The following is an 18320-nucleotide window of genomic DNA, read 5'->3' on the forward strand; positions in this document are numbered from 1 at the left end:
GGCCGCATCGTAGGTCGCGGGTCCGACACTCCCCCCACCGGCGGCCCGGGTCACCGCGGCCGGTACCGGCTGAACGCGTCGAGGAAGTCCTCGAGATCCGCCACCACCCGCAGTTGCTCGAGCGGATCGTTCGTCGCCGCGGCCGCGAGTCTCCGGGTCACCGGCGCGTCCAGGAGGTCTTCGAGGCCGGCCGGCGCGGGAGACGGCTCCGTCGGCAGGATCGGATCCCGACCCCACAGCGCCACCTCCACGTCGACGGAGACCTCGTCGTCGTCCCCCGCCCCCCGGAGTACGGCCCCGAGCTGGTCGGGTCGCAGGCCCCTCAACGCGAACAGGACCTCCGGGTGGGAGTCCCACCACTCGACCATGATGTACGCCGCGGCCAGCACGTGGCGACAGGGGCCGGGCTGGACCGGACAGTGGCAGGAGAAGGTGGTCGCCCCGTTGACCGCCGGGAGCAGGAGGAACCCGACGGTGTCGGAGAAGTCCCCGGCCAGGGCACCGAGCACGCCCCGTTCCTCCCGCCTGAGCGCGGTGCGCAGGGCGTCCGAGTCGGTGCCGTCGAGCGGGGCGAACGTGAACTCCACAGTGAACGGCTGCGGTCTGCTGCCCTCGACATCGCACCGCACGGTGCGGCCCGTGTGGTCCAGGGACAGGACTTTGTCCTTGCGGGCGTCCTGGCGGGCCATGTACACGTCGCCGCGGGAGACCCCGGACTCGATGTCGCCCGCCCACCGACGGCTCCACATGTGCGCGCCGAACTGCCCGGCCCGCGACCGGGCCGGGATACCCACGGAACCGCTCACGGTTCGTCCCTCCCCTCGTCGGTGAGTTCGACGAGCGCGGCGAGGTCCGCGTCGTCCAGCTCGGTCAGGGCGCCGGCCAGCGGACCCAGGGTCAGTTCGGCGAGATCCCGCTTGGCCTCGAGGAGTTCGTCGATGCGGTCCTCGACCGTCCCCGGCGCGACGAGCGTACGTACCTGCACCACCCGGGTCTGCCCGATGCGGTGCACCCGGTCGGTCGCCTGGTTCTCCACCGCCGGGTTCCACCAGCGGTCCAGGTGGACGACGTGGTTGGCCTCTGTCAGGGTCAGACCGGTCCCTCCCGCGCGGAGGGACGCGAGCATGACGGGCGGGCCCTGGGGTGATTGGAACTGCTCGACCATCTGCGCCCGTCCGGCCGCGGGGACCCCGCCGTGGAGGAACGGCACCGTGGCCGCGGCCCGCCTCTCCAGCAGGGGCAGGATGAGATCGCCGAACGCCCGGTACTGCGTGAACAGCAGGACCTTCTCCCCCGCGTCGAGGATCTCGGTGAGGACCTCGTCGAGTGCCGCCAGCTTGCCCGAACGGTGGCGGCCGCCGCGGAGGAGTGCGGAACCGTCGCCGAGGTAATGCGCGGGGTGGTTACACACCTGCTTCAGCGCGGTGAGGCCGGACAGGATGGCGCCCTTGCGGGCGGCCCCCTCGGAATCCTTGACCTGCTCCATCATGTCCTCGACCACCGCCCGGTACAGGGTCGCCTGCTCCCGGGTCAGGGGTGCGTCGACACGGATGTGCTGCTTCGCCGGCAGGTCGGCGACGACCCTGGGATCGGACTTGAGGCGACGCAGCACGAACGGGGCCGCGAGTGCCCGCAGTCTCGACGCCGCGGCCTCGTCGCGGTGGGACTCGATCGGAACCGCGAACCTGGCGCGGAAGGTACTCGCCGACCCCAGCATGCCCGGGTTGGCGAAGTCCAGCACCGCCCGCAGCTCATCCAGCCGGTTCTCCACCGGTGTGCCGGTGAGCGCGATCCGGTGTTCCGCGGGGATGGCCCCGACGGCGCGCGCCACGGCGGTGGTGGGGTTCTTGACGGTCTGCGCCTCATCCGCGACCAGACGTCGCCACGCCACCCGGGCGAGCAGCTCGGCGTCCCGGGTGGCGGTCCCGTACGAGGTCAGGACGAGATCGGCCGCTGCCAACAGCGCAGCGGCGTCGTCGCCCCGTTCCCGCGCCGGGCCGTGATGGACGTGAACCCGCAATTCAGGGGCGAACGTCGCCGACTCCCGGGCCCACGTCGCCACCAGCGTCAGCGGTGCCACCACCAGGGTGGGTCCGGTGCGACCACGCACATGTTCGGACGCGGTCAGGGCGAGCACCTGCATCGTCTTCCCGAGACCCATGTCATCGGCGAGGACGGCCCCGACGTCCGCGTCGGACAGGGCGGTCAACCACCGCACCCCCTCCAGCTGGTAGGGGCGGAGTGTGGCGCGGAACCACGTCGGGAGGTGGACGGTGATCGACGACGACGAGGGGATCCAGTCGAGGGTCGTGGGCGCCTCGATCTCCACTCCCTCGCCCTCCTCGGACATCAACGCGGCGACGAGTGCGGGTGCCGAGACCCGCTCTCCCCGCCGGGCCGCGAGGAAACGGGCTGCCCGTCGGAGTGCACCGGGATCCGCCCGGACCCACTGCCCGCGGAGCTTCACCAGGTCGGACGCCGCGTCGAGGAGCATCTGTGCCTCCGCCGCGTCCAGCGGGACATCGTCGACGACCATCTCCCAGTCGACGTCCGCCAACTGGTCGAGGCCCAGGCGGCGACCGGAGTCGACGTTCTCGGTACCGGGGTCCTTGACCGCGACCCTGACGGCCGTCCTCACCCTGGTCCAGGCCCGCGGCAGCAGGACCTCGACTCCCCGGCCCCGCAGGGCCTCCACTCCCTCGTCGACCAACCGGATCACGAGGTCCACGGGGAGCAGCAGGTCCGGGCTACCGGCAGCAGGGACGGCGCGTCCCAGCGGGGGCCATGACCGGACCGCCCGGTCGACGACATCGCGTACGGCGTCCCCCACGGCCGAGCCATCGGGCAGTTCGGTGAACGGGCGCAGCGAGTCGATCCCGGTACGTACGAGGACTTCCAATCGCCACAGGATCTCCGCACCCGCCGGCTGCCCGCCCTCGTCCCCGGACTCCTCCCCGTCCCCGGAATCGCCGCCGGAGGGTTCGACGATCCGGAGCACGACCTCGACGTCCCGCGCGGCGGCGGCCCGCCAGAACTCGTGGACCGCGTCCGCCAACGGCTGCCCACCGGAGGTCACGCCGCCGCCCGTGATCAACGCCGTTCCGAGGTCGCTCCTCCGGTCGGCGGCCAGGGGCGCCAGCGCCATCCGCGCGTGCTGATCCGCCAGAGCGGCGAGCAACCTGTCGAGTTCCTCACGGTTCTCGACAAGCCCGTGACAGCGGGACAGACTCTCCGCGGTCCACGCCGACACCACCGGAGACGCCGCGAGGGCCCAGGAGGCGTCCCACCCGCCCTCCGCACGACCGAGCGAGGGCACGACGTGCCCGGCACGGACGAACGCCGCCACACCGTCGGAGAGAGCCGCCAGTGCGCGCAGGCCGGGACCGACCCAGTGATCGGTGGCGTCGACCATGCCGCAGAGGTCGACCGCCGATCCGACCGAGACCCGGATGCCCGGCACCGTCGCCGACCGGACCCTGCCCTCGACCGGGACACGAACCCCGATCCGGTGCGTCAGGGAGAACCGCTCGAGGGACCGGACCACCTCCGGCGGGGCTCCCGCCCGGCCCACGGCCGTCACTGTGGAGGCGGGGGCGATGGACTCCGGCCTACGCAGTCCCGTCTCACACCACAGGCCGACGACCCCCGATTGCCAGACGGCGTGCAGACGCGGTTCGGCGGACGGGCTCACGTCCACATGAAAGCACGCCGGTCCGACAGCGGGTCGGGCATGCCCCCGCCGGGGTTCGCGGCGCGTCATCCACAGGCACCGCGCCCCTCCACAGTTCCACCGCCACACCCGCTGCCCGGGCCGCCACCGGTGAGATCGCGGTTCAGACTCGATCCGTGTTCCGCGTGTACCGCAACCCGGTGTCGACGTCCCCTGCCGGCCGGGTCGTGCCGCCCCTCGCGCCCCGTGCGCTCGTCCTGGCACTCGGTGTGCTCGTCGTGCTCGCGGCGGTTTCGTGGTTCGGGCAGCCGCGCCGCTCCGTTCCCGGTAGCCCGGTGCGGGACGAGGTGGCCGCGCTTCTCGATGCGGTCGAGGTGGTGGACGAACGGACTCGTGCGCCCGGATACGAGAGAGAGTGTTCGGGGAACTCGGCCTGTGTGTTCGGTCCGGCCTGGAGTGACACCACCGGTGCCCCCGGGGCGGCGAACGGGTGCTCCACCCGCCACGACGTCCTGTCCCGGGACCTCATCGGCGGAACTCGGGAGGACGGAGCGGGGTGCGAGGTTCCCGGCGGAGTCCTGACCGATCCGTACACCGGCAGGGTGATCGACGCCGGCACCGTGGGGCTACGCGGAATCCACGTCGACCACGTCTATCCGCTCTCGGCAGCGTGGGACCTGGGAGCCCGGGCGTGGCCACCGGCTCGTCGCGCAGCGTTCGCCAACGACGTCGACCGGAATCTCCTCGCGGTCTCCGCCTCGGTCAACACCGGCAAGAGCGATTCGACGCCGGCGGACTGGTTACCGCCCGACCCCGGTCGTCACTGCTTCTACGCTTCCCGGTACCTGACCGCCGCCGTCGCCTACGGCCTGCCGGTGACGGCGGCGGATCACAGGGCGCTCGCGGGGGCGGTCCGGAGATGCCCGGACCGCCCCTAGCAGCGCGGGGAATCAGTGACGGTCGGGACCACCAGCGGAACGCCCGCGGAACCCGCCACCTCGGCGGTCGTCCTCACCACGGCGGAAGCCCCCGCGGTCGTCGCGCTTGTCGTCCCGTCGGTCACCGCGACGGTCGTTGAACCGGTCGCCACGGTCACCGCGGTCATCGCGGCGGGGCCCGCCACCACGCGGCTTGCCACCCCGGTCGTCCCGGAATGAGGACGGGCGCCCGGACGGTGCGCCCGAATCCGGGCGGATGTCGATCTCGGAACCGCCCACCCGGATGCCCTTCATGGAATTAAGCTGGTCCGAGGGGAGATCCGCCGGGAGTTCGACGATGGAGTGGTCGAATCGGATCGAGATGCGTCCGATGTCGCCACCCCGGAGACCGGCCTCGTTCGCCAGGGCCCCCATGATCGAGCCGGGCTTGACGTTGTTCCGCTTGCCCACCGCGATCCGGTACTGCGCCATGTTCTTCCCGGAGCGCGACGGCCGCGGGCCGTCGGAGAACTCCCGTGCCGGCCGATCGCGGCGATCGTCCCGGCGGTCGTCCCGGCGCTGCGGACGCTCGGGCTCACGCATGAGGAAGTCGTCCGAATTCCGCGACTGGGTCGCCAGTGCTGCCGCGATGTCGGACATCGACACGGAATGCTCGGAGGCGTACTCCTCCACCAGGCGGCGGAAGAGCGCGATGCTCGGGTCCTCGAGGCTCTCGGTGATCGACTGCGCGAACTTGGCCATCCGCATCTCGTTGACGTCGTCCACACTCGGGAGCTGGATCTCGGTCAGCGGTTGGCGGGTCGCGCGCTCGATCTGCGAGAGGAGTCGCCGCTCCCGGGGGGTGACGAACAGCAGCGCCTGACCGCTCCGGCCGGCGCGGCCGGTGCGACCGATGCGGTGGATGTACGACTCGGTGTCATGCGGGATGTCGTAGTTGACGACATGGCTGATCCGCGGGACGTCGAGGCCTCGGGCGGCCACGTCGGTGGCGACCAGGATGTCCGTGCGTCCGTCCTTCAGCGCCTCGATGGTGCGCTCCCGGAGATTCTGCGGGATGTCACCGTTGATGGGCGCCGCAGAGAACCCGCGTGCCCGGAGCCGCTCCGCCAGTTCCTCGGTCGCGGACTTGGTGCGCACGAACAGGATCATCGCGTCGAAGTCCTCGACCTCGAAGATCCGCGTCAGGGCGTCGAGCTTGTCCCGGTGGTTGACCAGCACGTATCGCTGCGAGATGGTCGGTGCCGTCGAGGTCTTGGACGCGACCTTCACCTCGGTCGGATTGGTGAGATACTTCTGCGAGATACGACGGATCGCCGCGGGCATGGTCGCCGAGAACAGGGCCACCTGGGTCGACTCCGGGGTGTCCGAGAGGATCCGTTCGACGTCCTCCTGGAAGCCCATCGCGAGCATCTCGTCGGCCTCGTCGAGGACGAGGTGACGCAGACCCGACAGGTCGAGGGTGCCCTTCTTGAGGTGATCGATCACACGGCCGGGGGTGCCGACGATGATCTGGGCACCGCGCCGCAGCCCGGAGAGCTGGATGCCGTACGCCTGACCGCCGTAGATGGGGAGGACGTTCACCTGGGGCATGTTCGCCGAGTACGTGACACACGCCTCGGCGACCTGGAGGGCGAGCTCGCGGGTCGGGGCCAGGATCAGGGCCTGGGGGCTCTTCACCGCCGGATCGATCAGCGAGAGGATCGGCAACGCGAACGCGGCGGTCTTGCCCGTACCAGTCTGCGCCAGCCCGACGACGTCCCGCCCCTCGAGTACCAGCGGGATCGTCGCCGCCTGGATCGCCGAGGGGACCTCGTAACCCACGTCCTTGACCGCCTGCGCGACGGCCGGTGCCAGCCCCATGTCGGCGAAGGTCACCTCGGGCTCGTCCTCTCCTCCCGCCGATGAGGCGGCTGCGGTGGCGGTGGCGGTGCCGGAGTCCGCGGGGGCGGCGGCTGGTTCGGGGGTGCTGGCGTCGGTGTCGACCTCGTCGCCGGCGGTGGCGGTACGGTCCTCGTCATTGTTGTCCATGAGGTCTTACATGCTACGGCGTCGGGGGCCCGATGAGCGACACGCCGTGCGCAGGTCACTCCCCCGTCGTCGCGCGATCCGCGGACCCGTGGGTCTCCTCGGCGACGATCCAGGGGACCACGGCCACCAGCAGCAGCACGCCGGAAACGGCGAAGCCCGTCTTGTAGCCCAGCAGGTCCACCACGAGTCCCACCACGATCGGGCCGAGGATCGCACCGGAGTCGCTGGCCATCTGGAAGGTTGCGAGGACCTTGCCGCCGGCCCGGTCCGCGCCGATCACATCGGCGACCGCGGCCTGCTGCGACGGGTTGAGGATGCCCGCGCCCATCCCGGCGATGACCGAGGCCGCCACCAGGAGCGGGACGGTGTCGCACCATCCCAGGACGAGGGTCGTCACACCGGAGATCACCAGCCCCAGGATCACCATCGGGCGCCGCCCGTACCTGTCGGACAGCCATCCCGCGAACGAGACCACCGATGCGGTTCCCACCGCGAACGAGGCGAGGGCGGTCCCGGCGATGCCGGCTCCGGCATCGAAGTTCGCCGCGGCGAACAGCGGAACGATCGCGACCCGCACACCGAACGACGTCCACCCGTTGACGAAACTGGAGATCAGTGCGGCGCGATACCCGCTGTGCCGGAGTGCCTCGCCCACCAGGAGGGGTTCCTGACCGGTCGCCCCGTCGTCGGCCGAGGGGCGTCGGCCCCCTCGCAGGAAGACCGCCACGACGCCGGTCGCCACCAGCAGAGTGCCCGCGTACACGAAGAACGGGATGCGCATCCCGAACCCCGCCAACAGTCCGCCCAGGACGGGGCCGCCGATGTTGCCGATGAGGAAGGCCGTGGCGTACAGCCCCGCGATCCGACCCCGCGCGCCGGGCGGCGACAGCCTGGTGAGCAGGGCCATGGCGGAGATGGTGAACATGGTCGACCCGAGCCCGCCCAGCCCCCGGAACACCAGGAGTTGCCAGTAACTCTGGGCCAGCCCCGTCGCCAACGTGGAGACCACCACGATGAGCAGGCCGGACATGTAGACCCATCGTTCACCGAGCCTGTCGACGAGGAACCCGCCGGCCGGGGCGAACACCAACCGGAAGAAGGCGAACGCGCTGACGATGACCGACGCCGCGGTCACCGATACGTCGAAGCTGCGGGCGAACTGGGGCAGCACGGGGGCGACCAGTCCGTAGCCGATCGCGACGGCGAACGCCGCCGCGACCAGCACCCAGACGTCCGCCGGCAACCGGGTACGCGGCGCGGGGTTACCCGTGAGCGCGCCCCTCACGCGGACCGGAGCACGCGGGCGAGCACGTCGGCTCCGAAGTGCAGTGCGTCCACCGGTACCCGCTCGTCCACCGCGTGGAAATGACCGAAGACGTCGAACTCGTCCGGCACCCGCAGCGGGACGAATCCGTACCCATCGATCCCGAGCGGGGCCAGGTGCTTGTTGTCCGTGCTGGCCGGGAGAAGGTAGGGCACGACCACGGCATCGGGATCGGACTCGGTGACGGCCTCGCGGATCACCTCCACCAACGGGGCGTCGGCGGGGGCCGCGATCGGCGGTTCCCAGATCCACTCGACAGAGACGTCGGGGCCGAGTTCCTGCTCGATCTCGGCCCGGAACGTGTCCTCGCCCCCGGGGAGCACACGGCAGTCGATCTCCGCGTGCGCCTCGGTGGGGATGACATTGGTCTTGTACCCAGCGGACAGGACCGTCGGGGAGGCGGTGTGGGACAGCGACGCCGCCACGAGGGGCCCGAAATGCCCGAGGACCTCGAGGCGCTCCGGAAGGTCGGCGATCTCACCGCTTCCACCGGCGATCCGTCCGACCGCTGCGGCGAGCGCCGTGTTGGCCTCGGTCGGTTCGACCGGGAACTCCAGGTCCGCCACGCGGTGAACCGCGCCGGCGATGGCGGCGACGGCGTTGTCCCGGGTAGGCCGGGACGCGTGCGCGGCGGTACCGTGCGCGGTGACCGTGGCCCAGGCGACGCCCTTCTCGGCGACGGCGATCGGATAGAGGCGGCGTCCGTCGACGGGCACGGACCACCCGCCCACCTCGCTGAGTGCCTGGGTCATGCCGTCGAAGATCTCGGGCCGCTCACGGACGATCCACTTGGCACCCATGATCCCGGCGGCCTCCTCGTCCGCGAAGAACGCGAGCAGGAGTGTGCGCCGCGGGACGATGCCCTCGCGCCGGTAGTGCCTGACGACCGCGAGCATCATGCCGATCATGTTCTTCATGTCGACGGTGCCCCGCCCGTAGAGCCAACCGTCACGGATCTGGCCGGCGAACGGCGGGACGGTCCAGTCCTCGGCGACCGCGGGCACGACGTCGACGTGCCCGTGCACGACCAAGCCACCCGCCCCCGGGTCGGAGCCCTCGACCCGGGCGAACAGGCTCCCGCGACCCGGGACCGACTCCACCAGTTCGCTCGCGATGCCGACCTCGTCGAGGTACTCCGCGATCCGGCGGCACACCCTCGTCTCGCCGTCGCCGATCGTCGCGGGGTCACCGGTGTTGGTCGAATCGATCGACACGAGGTCTGCCGTGATCGCGACGGCCTCGGCATGCATCCGCTCCCGCGCCTGCTCGGACGCCTGCTGGGCGTCGGTCATCCGAAACACTTCCCTTCACCACGATAGGTGGGCCAGCGGTCCACCACGGCGGGCCCGTTCCCAGTCTCGTCCACCACGTGCAGTGTGTCGAACCGCTCGCACAGCTCCCCGGCCTTCGCGTGGCGCCACCACGCGCGCCCACCGATGGCCACCTCACCGTGCACGGGAGTCTGGACCTCCCCGGCCCCCTCCCTGCCCAGGTAGTGCATGCCCGCCGGTGCGACCGGAACGGGCAGACGGTCACTCCCGGGGACGCCCGAGGCGACATATCCCCCGTAGAGGAATGTGGTCAGGCCCCGGGCCGGCGTCCGTACGGCGGGGAGGGCGAACATCAACGCCGGCCGAGGGGTGAACGTCCGATAGGCGTCGAAGAGTCCGGGGACGTACAGGCCCGACCCCGCGGTGACCTCCGTGACGGCGGGTGCCGCCGCGCTCTCGGCGACGGATCCGGAGCCCCCCGAGTTGATGATCTCCGGTGGCCGCCCGGAGATCTCCTCGATCGTCGACGCGACCGCCCGGCGGATGCCCAGCAGCCGGCGCATGGACAGTCGCTTGACGATGCCGATCCCCCGGACGTCGTCCGGCACCCCGGCCACCTGCGCCTCGTAGAACATCGCGCCCGTCACCCTGAAGCCGGAGTCGACAGCGTGACGCACCAGCGGCGCCACGTCGTCCGGTCCGCGGAGCGGGGACCGTCGCACCCCGAGGTGGACCGGCCCCAGCCGCAGAGAGCAGTCGACGTCGATGCACACCTTCGCTCCGGTGGCCCCCGCCTCCCGCGCGATCGCCAGCTGGCGCGGATCGTCGACCATGAGTGTGACCGACTCCAGTGCCAGTGGATCGGCTCCCAGGCGCGCGAGCGCCGAGCGGTCGACGGTCGGATATCCCATCAGGACGTCGTCGCAACCCGATTCCACCAACCACAACGCCTCGTCGAGCGAGTAGGCCATGATCCCGCGGACCGTCTCGTCGCCGCGCAGTCCGTCGCCGAGGACCTCGCGAAGGACGCCACGCGCTCGCACGGACTTGCTCGCTATGCGGATCCTCGTACCCCCGGCCCGCTGCCGCAGGTCGGCCAGGTTCGCCCGCAGGCTCGGTAGGTGCAGCGCGGCGAGGGGTGCTTCCAACCCGGCGGTCGCGGCCTCGAGCACGTCGACCACGCCGGGTGGTCCCCCACCCGCCGCGCTAGGCACCGTCGACCGGCCGCGCGTCCCGGACGACGAGGTCGACGGCCCTGTGGAGAAGATCGTTTGCCTCGTCGTCGTTGCGGTAGATCTGCCACCTCAGACTGATGCCCGTGATGATCGACAGGACGACGCGCACCATGTCGTCGAGCCCCATCGCCCAGCGGACGTCGGCGGACTGCGCGGTGCGCTCGAGCACGGAGCGGACGATCGCCTCGTTGGATTCCTGCTGGTCGCGGGCCAGGCCGACCTCGGGCAACCCGTGGGTCCGCAGCGAGTACGACACGATCTCGTAGGTGAGCAACTGCCGATCGGGCGACGCGGAGATGACCGCCCAGATCAGATCGATCGCCTCGTACAGTCGACGGCGCAGCCCCTCGGTCCCGCGGATCCCGGAATCGAAGTCGACGCTCACAAACGCGTGGGCGGCCTGGTGCACCTCCGAGTTCACGGCCCCGATGACCTCGCGGAGAAGCTCTTCCTTATCCGTGTAGCAGTAGTGGACGACGCCCAGCGACACGCCGGCACGTTCGGCCACACCACGGACGGTCACCGCACCCAGGCCGTCGTGTTCGGCGATCTCGAGGGCGGCCTGGAGAAGTTGCGCCCGGCGTTGATCGGCAGGAAGTCGTCTGGTCACTCGTCCATCGTACGTCGGCGAGCGTGACGTGGACACCGTTAACCGCATCGTCCCCCGACCTCGCGGGCGCGTGGCCCCCGGTTCAGGTCGATGGTCCAGGTCCGCATCGCATCCCGCTCCCCACAGGTAACGTGTCCAGCCATGACGACCTCGGGAGTGACCTGGCAGAACTGGGCCGGCAACGTGCTGGCGTCACCCTCGGGCCGGGCGCTCCCGACCACCGTCGCCGAGGTCAGTGACGTGGTCGCGCGGGCGGCGGACCGGGGGACCCGGGTCAAGTGCGTCGGCGCGGGCCATTCCTTCACACCGGCGGCGGCGACGGACGGCGTGCTCGTGTCGCTCGACGACCTGGCCGGAGTGGAGTCCATCGTCCCCACCCGGGACGGGGATGGCCGTGTGCAGGGTGCCGACGTGACCGTCTGGGCGGGCACCCGGTTGCACCGGTTGGGACCGCTTCTGTGGGAACTCGGTCTGGCGCAGCCAAATCTCGGTGACTTCGCGGAGCAGTCCCTCGCCGGCGCGGTGTCGACCGGGACGCACGGCACGGGGTGCGCGGCACCCGGGCTCCCCGCCACCGTGGTGGGACTGCAACTCGTCACCGCTGACGGCACGGTGCTCACGTGTTCGCGCGAGTCCGAACCTGAGGTGTTCGAGGCCGCCCGTCTCGGTATCGGGGCACTGGGGATCATCACCAAGATGACGATCCGCTGCGTCCCCGCCTTCGCCCTCCGGGCGGAGGAGCGACCGTGGACGCTGTCGGCGGCGTTGACCGACCTGGAGGGCTTCGCGCGGTCCGCCGACCACGCGGAGTTCTTCTGGTTCCCCCACACGGACGCGATCAACGTCAAGCGGAACACCAGACTCCCCGGCGACACCGAACTCCGGCCGGTGGGACGGATCCGGGAACTGGTCAGCGACGAGTTCCTCTCCAACGAGGCGTTCGAGATGGTGTGCAGGACCGCCACCCGACGACCGGCGCTCACCCCTCGCCTCAACCGGCTCGCCTCACGGGCGCTGTCGGCCCGCGACTTCACCGACCGCAGCTACCGCGTGTTCGCCTCGTCGCGACGAGTCCGCTTCCGCGAGATGGAGTACGCGGTACCCGTCGAGGCGGCGGCCGGGGTGCTGAGGGACCTGCGGGACACCATCGATCGCTCCGGGATCGTCACCCCGTTCCCCGTCGAGGTCCGGTTCGCCGCCGCCGACGACGTGTGGATGTCCACCGCGTACGGACGGGAGGTCTGCTACGTCGCCGTGCACCAATACCACCGGATGGACCACACCGAACTCTTCCGACTGGCGGAGGCGATCTTCCTCGCGGCGGGCGGGCGACCGCACTGGGGCAAGATGCACACCCGCGCCGCCGAGGACCTGGCCGCGATGGTCGACCATTTCGACGACTTCGTCTCCGTCCGTGACCGTCTCGACCCCGACCGCGTCTTCGCCAACGAATACACCGAGCGTGTGCTGCCGTAGGACACGGTCCCGCGCCGGTTACGTACGGTGGGGGTTCGAACCCGGCCCAGCCCCTCGCCGCCCCGAACCCCAGGAGTGACCAGTGCCCGATCGAGTCCCCGCTGAATCAGAGATCTCCGGTCCGGCCGCGGGGGTGATCACGGCCGCCCTGCGCCGGGCGATCCGTAGCCAGGCCGGTGCCGCCCGCGCCTATGTCCGCGGGCTACGGGAGAGCCACCCCGACGAGAGCCCCTCGCAGATCCTCGGGCGACTGGACAGCCGGTTCCTCAACGCGGTCACCGCCTCCGGCGCCGCCGTCGGGGCCACCGCCGCCGTCCCGGGCATCGGCACCGTCATCGCCTTCGGAGCGATCGGCGCGGAGTCGCTCGTGTTCCTCGAGGCGACCGCGTTCTACACCCTCGCCGTGGCCGAGGTCCACGGCGTCGACGTCCGTTACGGCGAGCACGAGGAGCTGCTGGTCATGACGGTCATGCTGGGCGCCTCCGGCACCGCCCTCCTGGCCAACGCGGTCGGTTCGTCAGGCGGGTCGGCGGCAGGCGGTTCTCTCGCGGGTCGGGCCCTGCGAGTGCCCGGGTTGGCATCGGTCAACCGCCGGATGATGAGCCGTTTCGTCCGGAAGTTCGCCGTCAAGCGGGCGGGTCTGGCCCTGGGCAAGATGGCCCCCGCCGGCCTCGGTGCCGCCGTGGGCGGATGGGGCAACCGGAGGTTGGGCCGCACGGTCGTCGAGACCGCCGCGTCGACGTTCGGTGCGCCCCCGGACTCCTGGCCGGCCACATGAACCACGGGTGACGGCCCGGCGGCATCCCCCTGTCAGGTGAGATCGCGGAGCCCTGTGCGGGCAGAAGGTCTAGCCTGGATCCAATCGACGTGTGAAACCCACCACAGAACCAGAGAGGCACCAAGAGATCGTGAGCAACAACGTCTCACAGTTCGGACAGAACCAGTGGCTCGTAGACGAGATGTACGAGCGGTTCGCCAAGGACCCGTCCTCCGTGGACAAGTCCTGGCACGAGTTCTTCGACGCCAACCCGGAGGCCGCCTCCTCCTCCGGCGGTGGCTCGACCAACGGCACCTCCCCCGGCAAGTCGGGTGGGGACTCCGGCAAGAGCAGCCGGCCGCGGTCGGGAGGTGGGGACAGCGGAGGTGCGGGGAAGCAGGACAAGAAGGCGTCCGAGCTGACTGTTGACGACGTCACCCCGGAGGCGTCGGCGAAGGACATCGCCGCCAAGCCCGCGTCGGACGCCTCGCCCAAGCGCAAGGCCCGCGGCGAGGGCGTGCCCGCCCCGGTACGCACCCCGGAGACCCGGGACAAACCCGACGCGGCGGCGAAGAGGCCTTCCCGCCCCGTCTACAGCCCGCCCGAGGAGCAGGAGAGCAAGGTCCTGCGGGGGGCGGCCAACGCGATCGTCAAGAACATGAACGCGTCGCTGACGCTGCCGACCGCCACGTCGGTCCGCGCGGTCCCGGCGAAGCTGATGATCGACAACCGGGTGGTCATCAACAACCACCTCAAGCGCACACACGGTGGCAAGATCTCCTTCACCCACCTCATCGGGTACGCCATGGTCCAGGCCATCAAGGCCTACCCGAACATGAACAACCACTACGACGAGGTCGACGGCAAGCCGAACGTGGTGACCCCGTCCGGGATCAACCTCGGTCTGGCGATCGACATGAAGACCAAGGGCGGTCGTTCCCTGGTCGTCGCGGCGATCCGACACTGCGAGAAGCTGGACTTCCGCGGCTTCCTCGACGCCTACGAGGACATCGTCGCCCGCGCCCGTGAGGGCAAACTGACGATGGAGGACTTCTCCGGCGTCACCGTCTCGCTGACCAACCCCGGCGGCATCGGCACCGTGCACTCGGTCCCCCGTCTCACGGTGGGCCAGGGCGCCATTCTCGGCGTGGGCGCGATGGAGTACCCGGCCGAGTTCCAGGGCGCGAGCGACGAGCAACTGGCGAACAACGCGATCGGCAAGATCACCACGCTGACCTCGACCTACGATCACCGGATCATCCAGGGCGCCGAGTCCGGCGAGTTCCTGAGGGAGATCCACCGACTGCTGCTCGCCGATGAGTTCTACGACGAGATCTTCGACGTCCTCGGCATCCCCTACGAGCCGGTCCGGTGGCGTCAGGACATCACCGATCCCCGGGTCGACAAGGACGCCCGCGTCCTCGAGCTGATCGCCGCCTACCGCGACCGCGGCCACCTGATGGCCGACATCGACCCGCTCGACGGCAGGCACGCCAAGCGACGACGCACCTTCCACCCGGACCTCGATGTCAATTCGCACGAGCTCACGCTGTGGGACCTCGACCGCAAGTTCTCCGTCGGCGGGTTCGTCGGCAAGGACAAGATGCGGCTGCGGGACGTGCTGTCGGCACTGCGCGCCGCCTACTGCCGCAAGATCGGTATCGAGTACACCCACATCCTCGAGAACGAGCAGCGCCAGTGGATCCAGGAGCGCCTCGAGGGTGTCGACGACAAGCCGACCGTCGCCGAGCAGAAGTACATCCTGTCCAAGGTGAACGCGGCCGAGGCCTTCGAGACCTTCCTCCAGACCAAGTACGTCGGCCAGAAGCGCTTCTCCCTCGAGGGCGCCGAGTCGGTCATCCCCATGATGGATGCCGTCATCGACGAGGCCGCCGAGTTCGGGCTGGACGAGGTCGTCATCGGCATGCCGCACCGTGGGCGGCTCAACGTCCTCGCGAACATCGTGGGCAAGCCGTACCGGCAGATCTTCACCGAGTTCGAGGGCAACATGGATCCCTCGGCCGCCCACGGCTCGGGAGACGTCAAGTACCACCTGGGCGCCGAGGGCATCCAGTACCAGATGTTCGGCGAGAACGAGATCAAGGTCTCGCTCACCGCTAACCCGTCGCACCTCGAGGCCGTCGACCCGGTCCTGGAGGGCATCGTCCGGGCGAAGCAGGACCTCATCGAGGACCCGGAGTGGCGGGCGGAGTACCCGGTCGTGCCGCTCATGCTGCACGGTGACGCCGCGTTCGCCGGCCAGGGTGTCGTGGCCGAGACCCTCAACCTCTCCCAGATCGACGGTTACCGTACCGGCGGCACGATCCACATCGTGGTCAACAACCAGATCGGGTTCACGACGGCGCCGGAGGCCGGCCGGTCCAGCCAGTACTCCACGGACGTCGCCAAGATGATCGGCGCACCGATCTTCCACGTGAACGGTGACGATCCCGAGGCATGTGTGCGGGTGGCGCGTCTGGCGATGGACTTCCGTCAGCAGTTCAAGAAGGACGTCGTGATCGACCTCGTCTGCTACCGCCGTCGCGGACACAACGAGGCCGACGACCCGTCGATGACGCAGCCGCGGATGTACGAGGTGATCGACGGCAAGAAGAGCGTCCGTCAGTCCTACACCGAGGATCTGGTCGGTCGTGGCGACATCACCGAGAAGGAGGCGGAGAATGCCCTCCGCGACTTCCAGGGCCAGCTCGAACGGGTCTTCAACGAGGTCCGTGAACTCGAGAAGCATCCGGTGAAGGCGTCCGAGTCGATCCTGCCCAACCAGCCGCTGCCCAAGCGTCTGGTGACAGCGGTGGACGAGTCGGTCATCCACGCCATCGGCGACGCCTTCGGAAACCTGCCCGAGGACTTCCACATCCACTCGCGCGTCAAGCCGGTCTACGAGGCGCGCCAGAAGATGGCCTACAACGGAAACGTCGACTGGGCGTTCGCGGAGCTCCTCGCGATCGGCTCCCTCGTCAGGGAGGGCCGGACGGTGAGGCTTGCCGGGCAGGACTCGCAGCGCGGCACCTTCACCCAGCGCCACGCGGTGGTGGTCGACAAGACCACCTCCGAGACCTACTCGCCGCTGCAGAACCTCGAGGACGCCGAGGGCCGGTTCGAGGTGTGGAACTCGGCGCTCACCGAGTACGCGGGCGTCGGGTTCGAGTACGGCTATTCGGTGGGTGACCCCGAGGCGTTGGTGCTGTGGGAGGCGCAGTTCGGTGACTTCGTCAACGGCGCGCAGACCATCATCGACGAGTACATCTCCTCCGGTGAGGCGAAGTGGGGCCAGAAGTCGTCGGTGACGCTCCTCCTGCCGCACGGCCACGAGGGGATGGGCCCGGACCACACGTCCGGCCGCATCGAGCGGTTCCTCCAGCTGTGTGCCGAGGGTTCCATGACCGTCGCCCAGCCGTCGACCCCGGCGAACTACTTCCACCTCATGCGTCGTCATGCCACCGACGGCATCAAGCGACCGCAGGTGGTCTTCACGCCCAAGTCGATGCTGCGGAACAAGAAGGCCGTCAGCGCGATCTCGGACTTCACCACCGGGAAGTTCCGTTCCGTCATCGACGACCCGACGTTCGCTGATGGTTCGAAGGACGCGGGCAAGGTCAAGACCATGCTGTTGGTCTCCGGGAAGCTCTACTACGAGCTCGCCGCCCGCCAGGAGAAGGAGGGCCGCGACGACATCGCGATCGTCCGACTGGAACAGATCCACCCGATCCCGTTCCGTCGCCTGCGTGAAGCCCTCGGGCACTACCCGAACCTCACCGAGGTCCGGTGGGTCCAGGAGGAGCCGGCCAACCAGGGTGCGTGGAGCTTCCTCGCCCTCAACCTGCCGGAGGTCATCCCGGAGTTCCCGCCGATCAAGCGGGTCTCGCGTCGACCGATGGCCGCGACCTCCACGGGCCTGAGCAAGGTCCACGCGGTCGAGCAGAAGGCCTTGGTGGACCAGGCGTTCGACTGACGGCGTGAGACGGAGGGCCCGACCGCTCGGCGGTCGGGCCCTCCGTCGTGTTCCACCACGGTGGTGACCACGCCACGGGCCCGGGTCCGGGCCTGGTCACCGTGACGTCAGTAGCCGTGCTCGTCCAGCCAGAAGTTCGCCAACGACACGGGGGTCGCGGAACCGAACTCGATCCCCAACAGGAGCTCCCGGATATCATCCGAGGTCAGCTCCCCGCTGATCCGGTTGACCAGGGCCAGTTGATCCTCCGAGAGCGAGCCCTTGCGGAACACCGGCACCAGGTTCTGCGCGAGGATCGCGTCTTCGTCGTCGTCCAACGGCACGATGTCCTCCGGATGGAGGACCGGGTCGGCGGACTGAACCAGCCCCACCCCGATCTCTCCGGCACGCAGGGAGTCGAACACCGCGCGGGGGTTCGGACCCATCGCCACCCGTCGGCCGAAGCCACAGTCGTAGGTGGCACCGACGGCGGACGCCAACTCGCGATCCGCCAGGGCCTCCTCCCGCGCACCGAGGGTGAATCCACCGCACCTCCCGGCCAGATCGGACATCGTGCGCAGACCCTGGGACTCGGAGGTGTGCCGCGTGACGACGTACACGGGGGCGTCCTCGGCGGGCGCCGGATCAGCGGCGGTCACCCCTTCGGGGAGTGCGGCCATCATGGCGGTGTATACCTCGTCGGACCCGACCGCGGTGGAATTCGGGTCGAACCTCCGGAGCAGCTCACCGGTGAACCCGAGCGTGAAGGTCGACTCCCCCGCCACCACCGATTCGATCACCTCGTCCTGGGTCCCGGATTGTGGGCGGGCGGTCACCCGCCATCCGGACCGCACGAGGGCGTTGCCGTAGATGTGGCCGACGATCTCGGCCTCGCCGAACGAGGCCGTCTCGACCACGACCACAGGATCGTCCCGGTGGGCCGGGACGATCGACGACTGCGCCTGGCAGCCGGACAGCGCCATCCCCACGATTCCCGCGAGCACCACGGCACCACGCCCGGTCCGCTCCCACGTCCGCCGCACCCGACCACGTCCTTCC

Annotated in this window: 12 protein-coding genes; 4 read left to right on the forward strand and 8 right to left on the reverse strand. The window is 70.0% G+C overall.

The window, feature by feature from the left end:
• Positions 1 to 50: 50 nt before the first annotated feature.
• Entirely contained in the window at positions 51 to 806 is a 756-nt protein-coding gene (locus L8M95_RS02850; protein ID WP_260487826.1) for a hypothetical protein, read from the reverse strand.
• Positions 803 to 3691: a DEAD/DEAH box helicase gene (locus tag L8M95_RS02855; RefSeq protein ID WP_260487828.1), complete on the reverse strand. Its 2889-nt coding sequence runs from the start codon at positions 3689 to 3691 to the stop codon at positions 803 to 805. The genes L8M95_RS02850 and L8M95_RS02855 overlap by 4 nt, the downstream gene beginning before the upstream one ends.
• A 155-nt stretch (positions 3692 to 3846) precedes the next feature.
• On the opposite strand from L8M95_RS02855, the gene L8M95_RS02860 reads away from it, so the two are divergent.
• On the forward strand, positions 3847 to 4608 hold the full coding sequence (locus tag L8M95_RS02860) for an HNH endonuclease family protein (protein WP_260487829.1): 762 nt from the start codon (positions 3847 to 3849) through the stop codon (positions 4606 to 4608).
• A gap of 12 nt (positions 4609 to 4620) precedes the next feature.
• Here the strand turns inward: L8M95_RS02860 and L8M95_RS02865 are convergent, their stop codons facing one another.
• Genes L8M95_RS02865 through L8M95_RS02885 form a run of 5 tightly spaced genes read right to left on the reverse strand, consistent with a single transcriptional unit; the run spans position 4621 to position 11076 of the window.
• Positions 4621 to 6636 (reverse strand): DEAD/DEAH box helicase, encoded by a 2016-nt coding sequence (locus L8M95_RS02865; protein ID WP_312027439.1) that lies wholly within the window; start codon positions 6634 to 6636, stop codon positions 4621 to 4623.
• A gap of 55 nt (positions 6637 to 6691) precedes the next feature.
• Positions 6692 to 7921 carry an MFS transporter gene (locus tag L8M95_RS02870; protein WP_260487830.1) on the reverse strand — a complete coding sequence of 410 codons (1230 nt, stop codon included), beginning with the start codon at positions 7919 to 7921 and terminating at the stop codon, positions 6692 to 6694.
• Entirely contained in the window at positions 7918 to 9252 is a 1335-nt protein-coding gene (locus tag L8M95_RS02875; protein WP_260487831.1) for a M20/M25/M40 family metallo-hydrolase, read from the reverse strand. Before L8M95_RS02875 ends, L8M95_RS02870 begins: the two co-directional genes overlap by 4 nt.
• Positions 9249 to 10412, reverse strand: coding sequence for an alanine racemase (locus L8M95_RS02880; protein WP_260487832.1), 1164 nt, complete (start codon positions 10410 to 10412; stop codon positions 9249 to 9251). Before L8M95_RS02880 ends, L8M95_RS02875 begins: the two co-directional genes overlap by 4 nt.
• A 25-nt stretch (positions 10413 to 10437) precedes the next feature.
• A complete protein-coding gene (locus tag L8M95_RS02885) occupies positions 10438 to 11076 on the reverse strand; it encodes a TetR/AcrR family transcriptional regulator (protein WP_260487833.1) in 639 nt (212 codons plus the stop codon).
• Between the two features lie 141 nt (positions 11077 to 11217).
• Between L8M95_RS02885 and L8M95_RS02890 the strand changes: the two genes are divergently transcribed.
• The 3 genes from L8M95_RS02890 to L8M95_RS02900 all read left to right on the forward strand — a co-directional run bounded on the left by L8M95_RS02890 (position 11218) and on the right by L8M95_RS02900 (position 17282).
• Positions 11218 to 12552, forward strand: a complete 1335-nt coding sequence (locus tag L8M95_RS02890) for a D-arabinono-1,4-lactone oxidase (RefSeq protein ID WP_260487834.1) — start codon at positions 11218 to 11220, stop codon at positions 12550 to 12552.
• Between the two features lie 82 nt (positions 12553 to 12634).
• A complete protein-coding gene (locus tag L8M95_RS02895; protein ID WP_260487835.1) occupies positions 12635 to 13330 on the forward strand; it encodes a hypothetical protein in 696 nt (231 codons plus the stop codon).
• Between the two features lie 130 nt (positions 13331 to 13460).
• The gene (locus L8M95_RS02900) at positions 13461 to 17282 is read left to right on the forward strand and encodes a multifunctional oxoglutarate decarboxylase/oxoglutarate dehydrogenase thiamine pyrophosphate-binding subunit/dihydrolipoyllysine-residue succinyltransferase subunit (RefSeq protein ID WP_260487836.1); all 3822 of its coding nucleotides are present in this window, start codon (positions 13461 to 13463) and stop codon (positions 17280 to 17282) included.
• A 107-nt stretch (positions 17283 to 17389) separates the two neighbouring features.
• Here L8M95_RS02900 and L8M95_RS02905 read toward each other — a convergent pair whose 3' ends face one another.
• Complete coding sequence (locus L8M95_RS02905; protein WP_260487837.1) at positions 17390 to 18304, reverse strand: glycine betaine ABC transporter substrate-binding protein; 915 nt, start codon at positions 18302 to 18304, stop codon at positions 17390 to 17392.
• Between the last annotated feature and the right edge of the window lie 16 nt (positions 18305 to 18320).

It is taken from the genome of Dietzia sp. B32 (assembly GCF_024732245.1).
In the GTDB taxonomy this organism is placed as follows: domain Bacteria; phylum Actinomycetota; class Actinomycetes; order Mycobacteriales; family Mycobacteriaceae; genus Dietzia.

What these genes read in the sequence shown, in the direction of transcription:
- L8M95_RS02865 (WP_312027439.1), bottom strand. Translation starts at nt 6,636, where the DNA reads ATGGACAACAATGACGAGGACCGTACCGCCACCGCCGGCGACGAGGTC.
- L8M95_RS02875 (WP_260487831.1), bottom strand. Translation starts at nt 9,252, where the DNA reads ATGACCGACGCCCAGCAGGCGTCCGAGCAGGCGCGGGAGCGGATGCAT.
- L8M95_RS02890 (WP_260487834.1), top strand. Translation starts at nt 11,218, where the DNA reads ATGACGACCTCGGGAGTGACCTGGCAGAACTGGGCCGGCAACGTGCTG.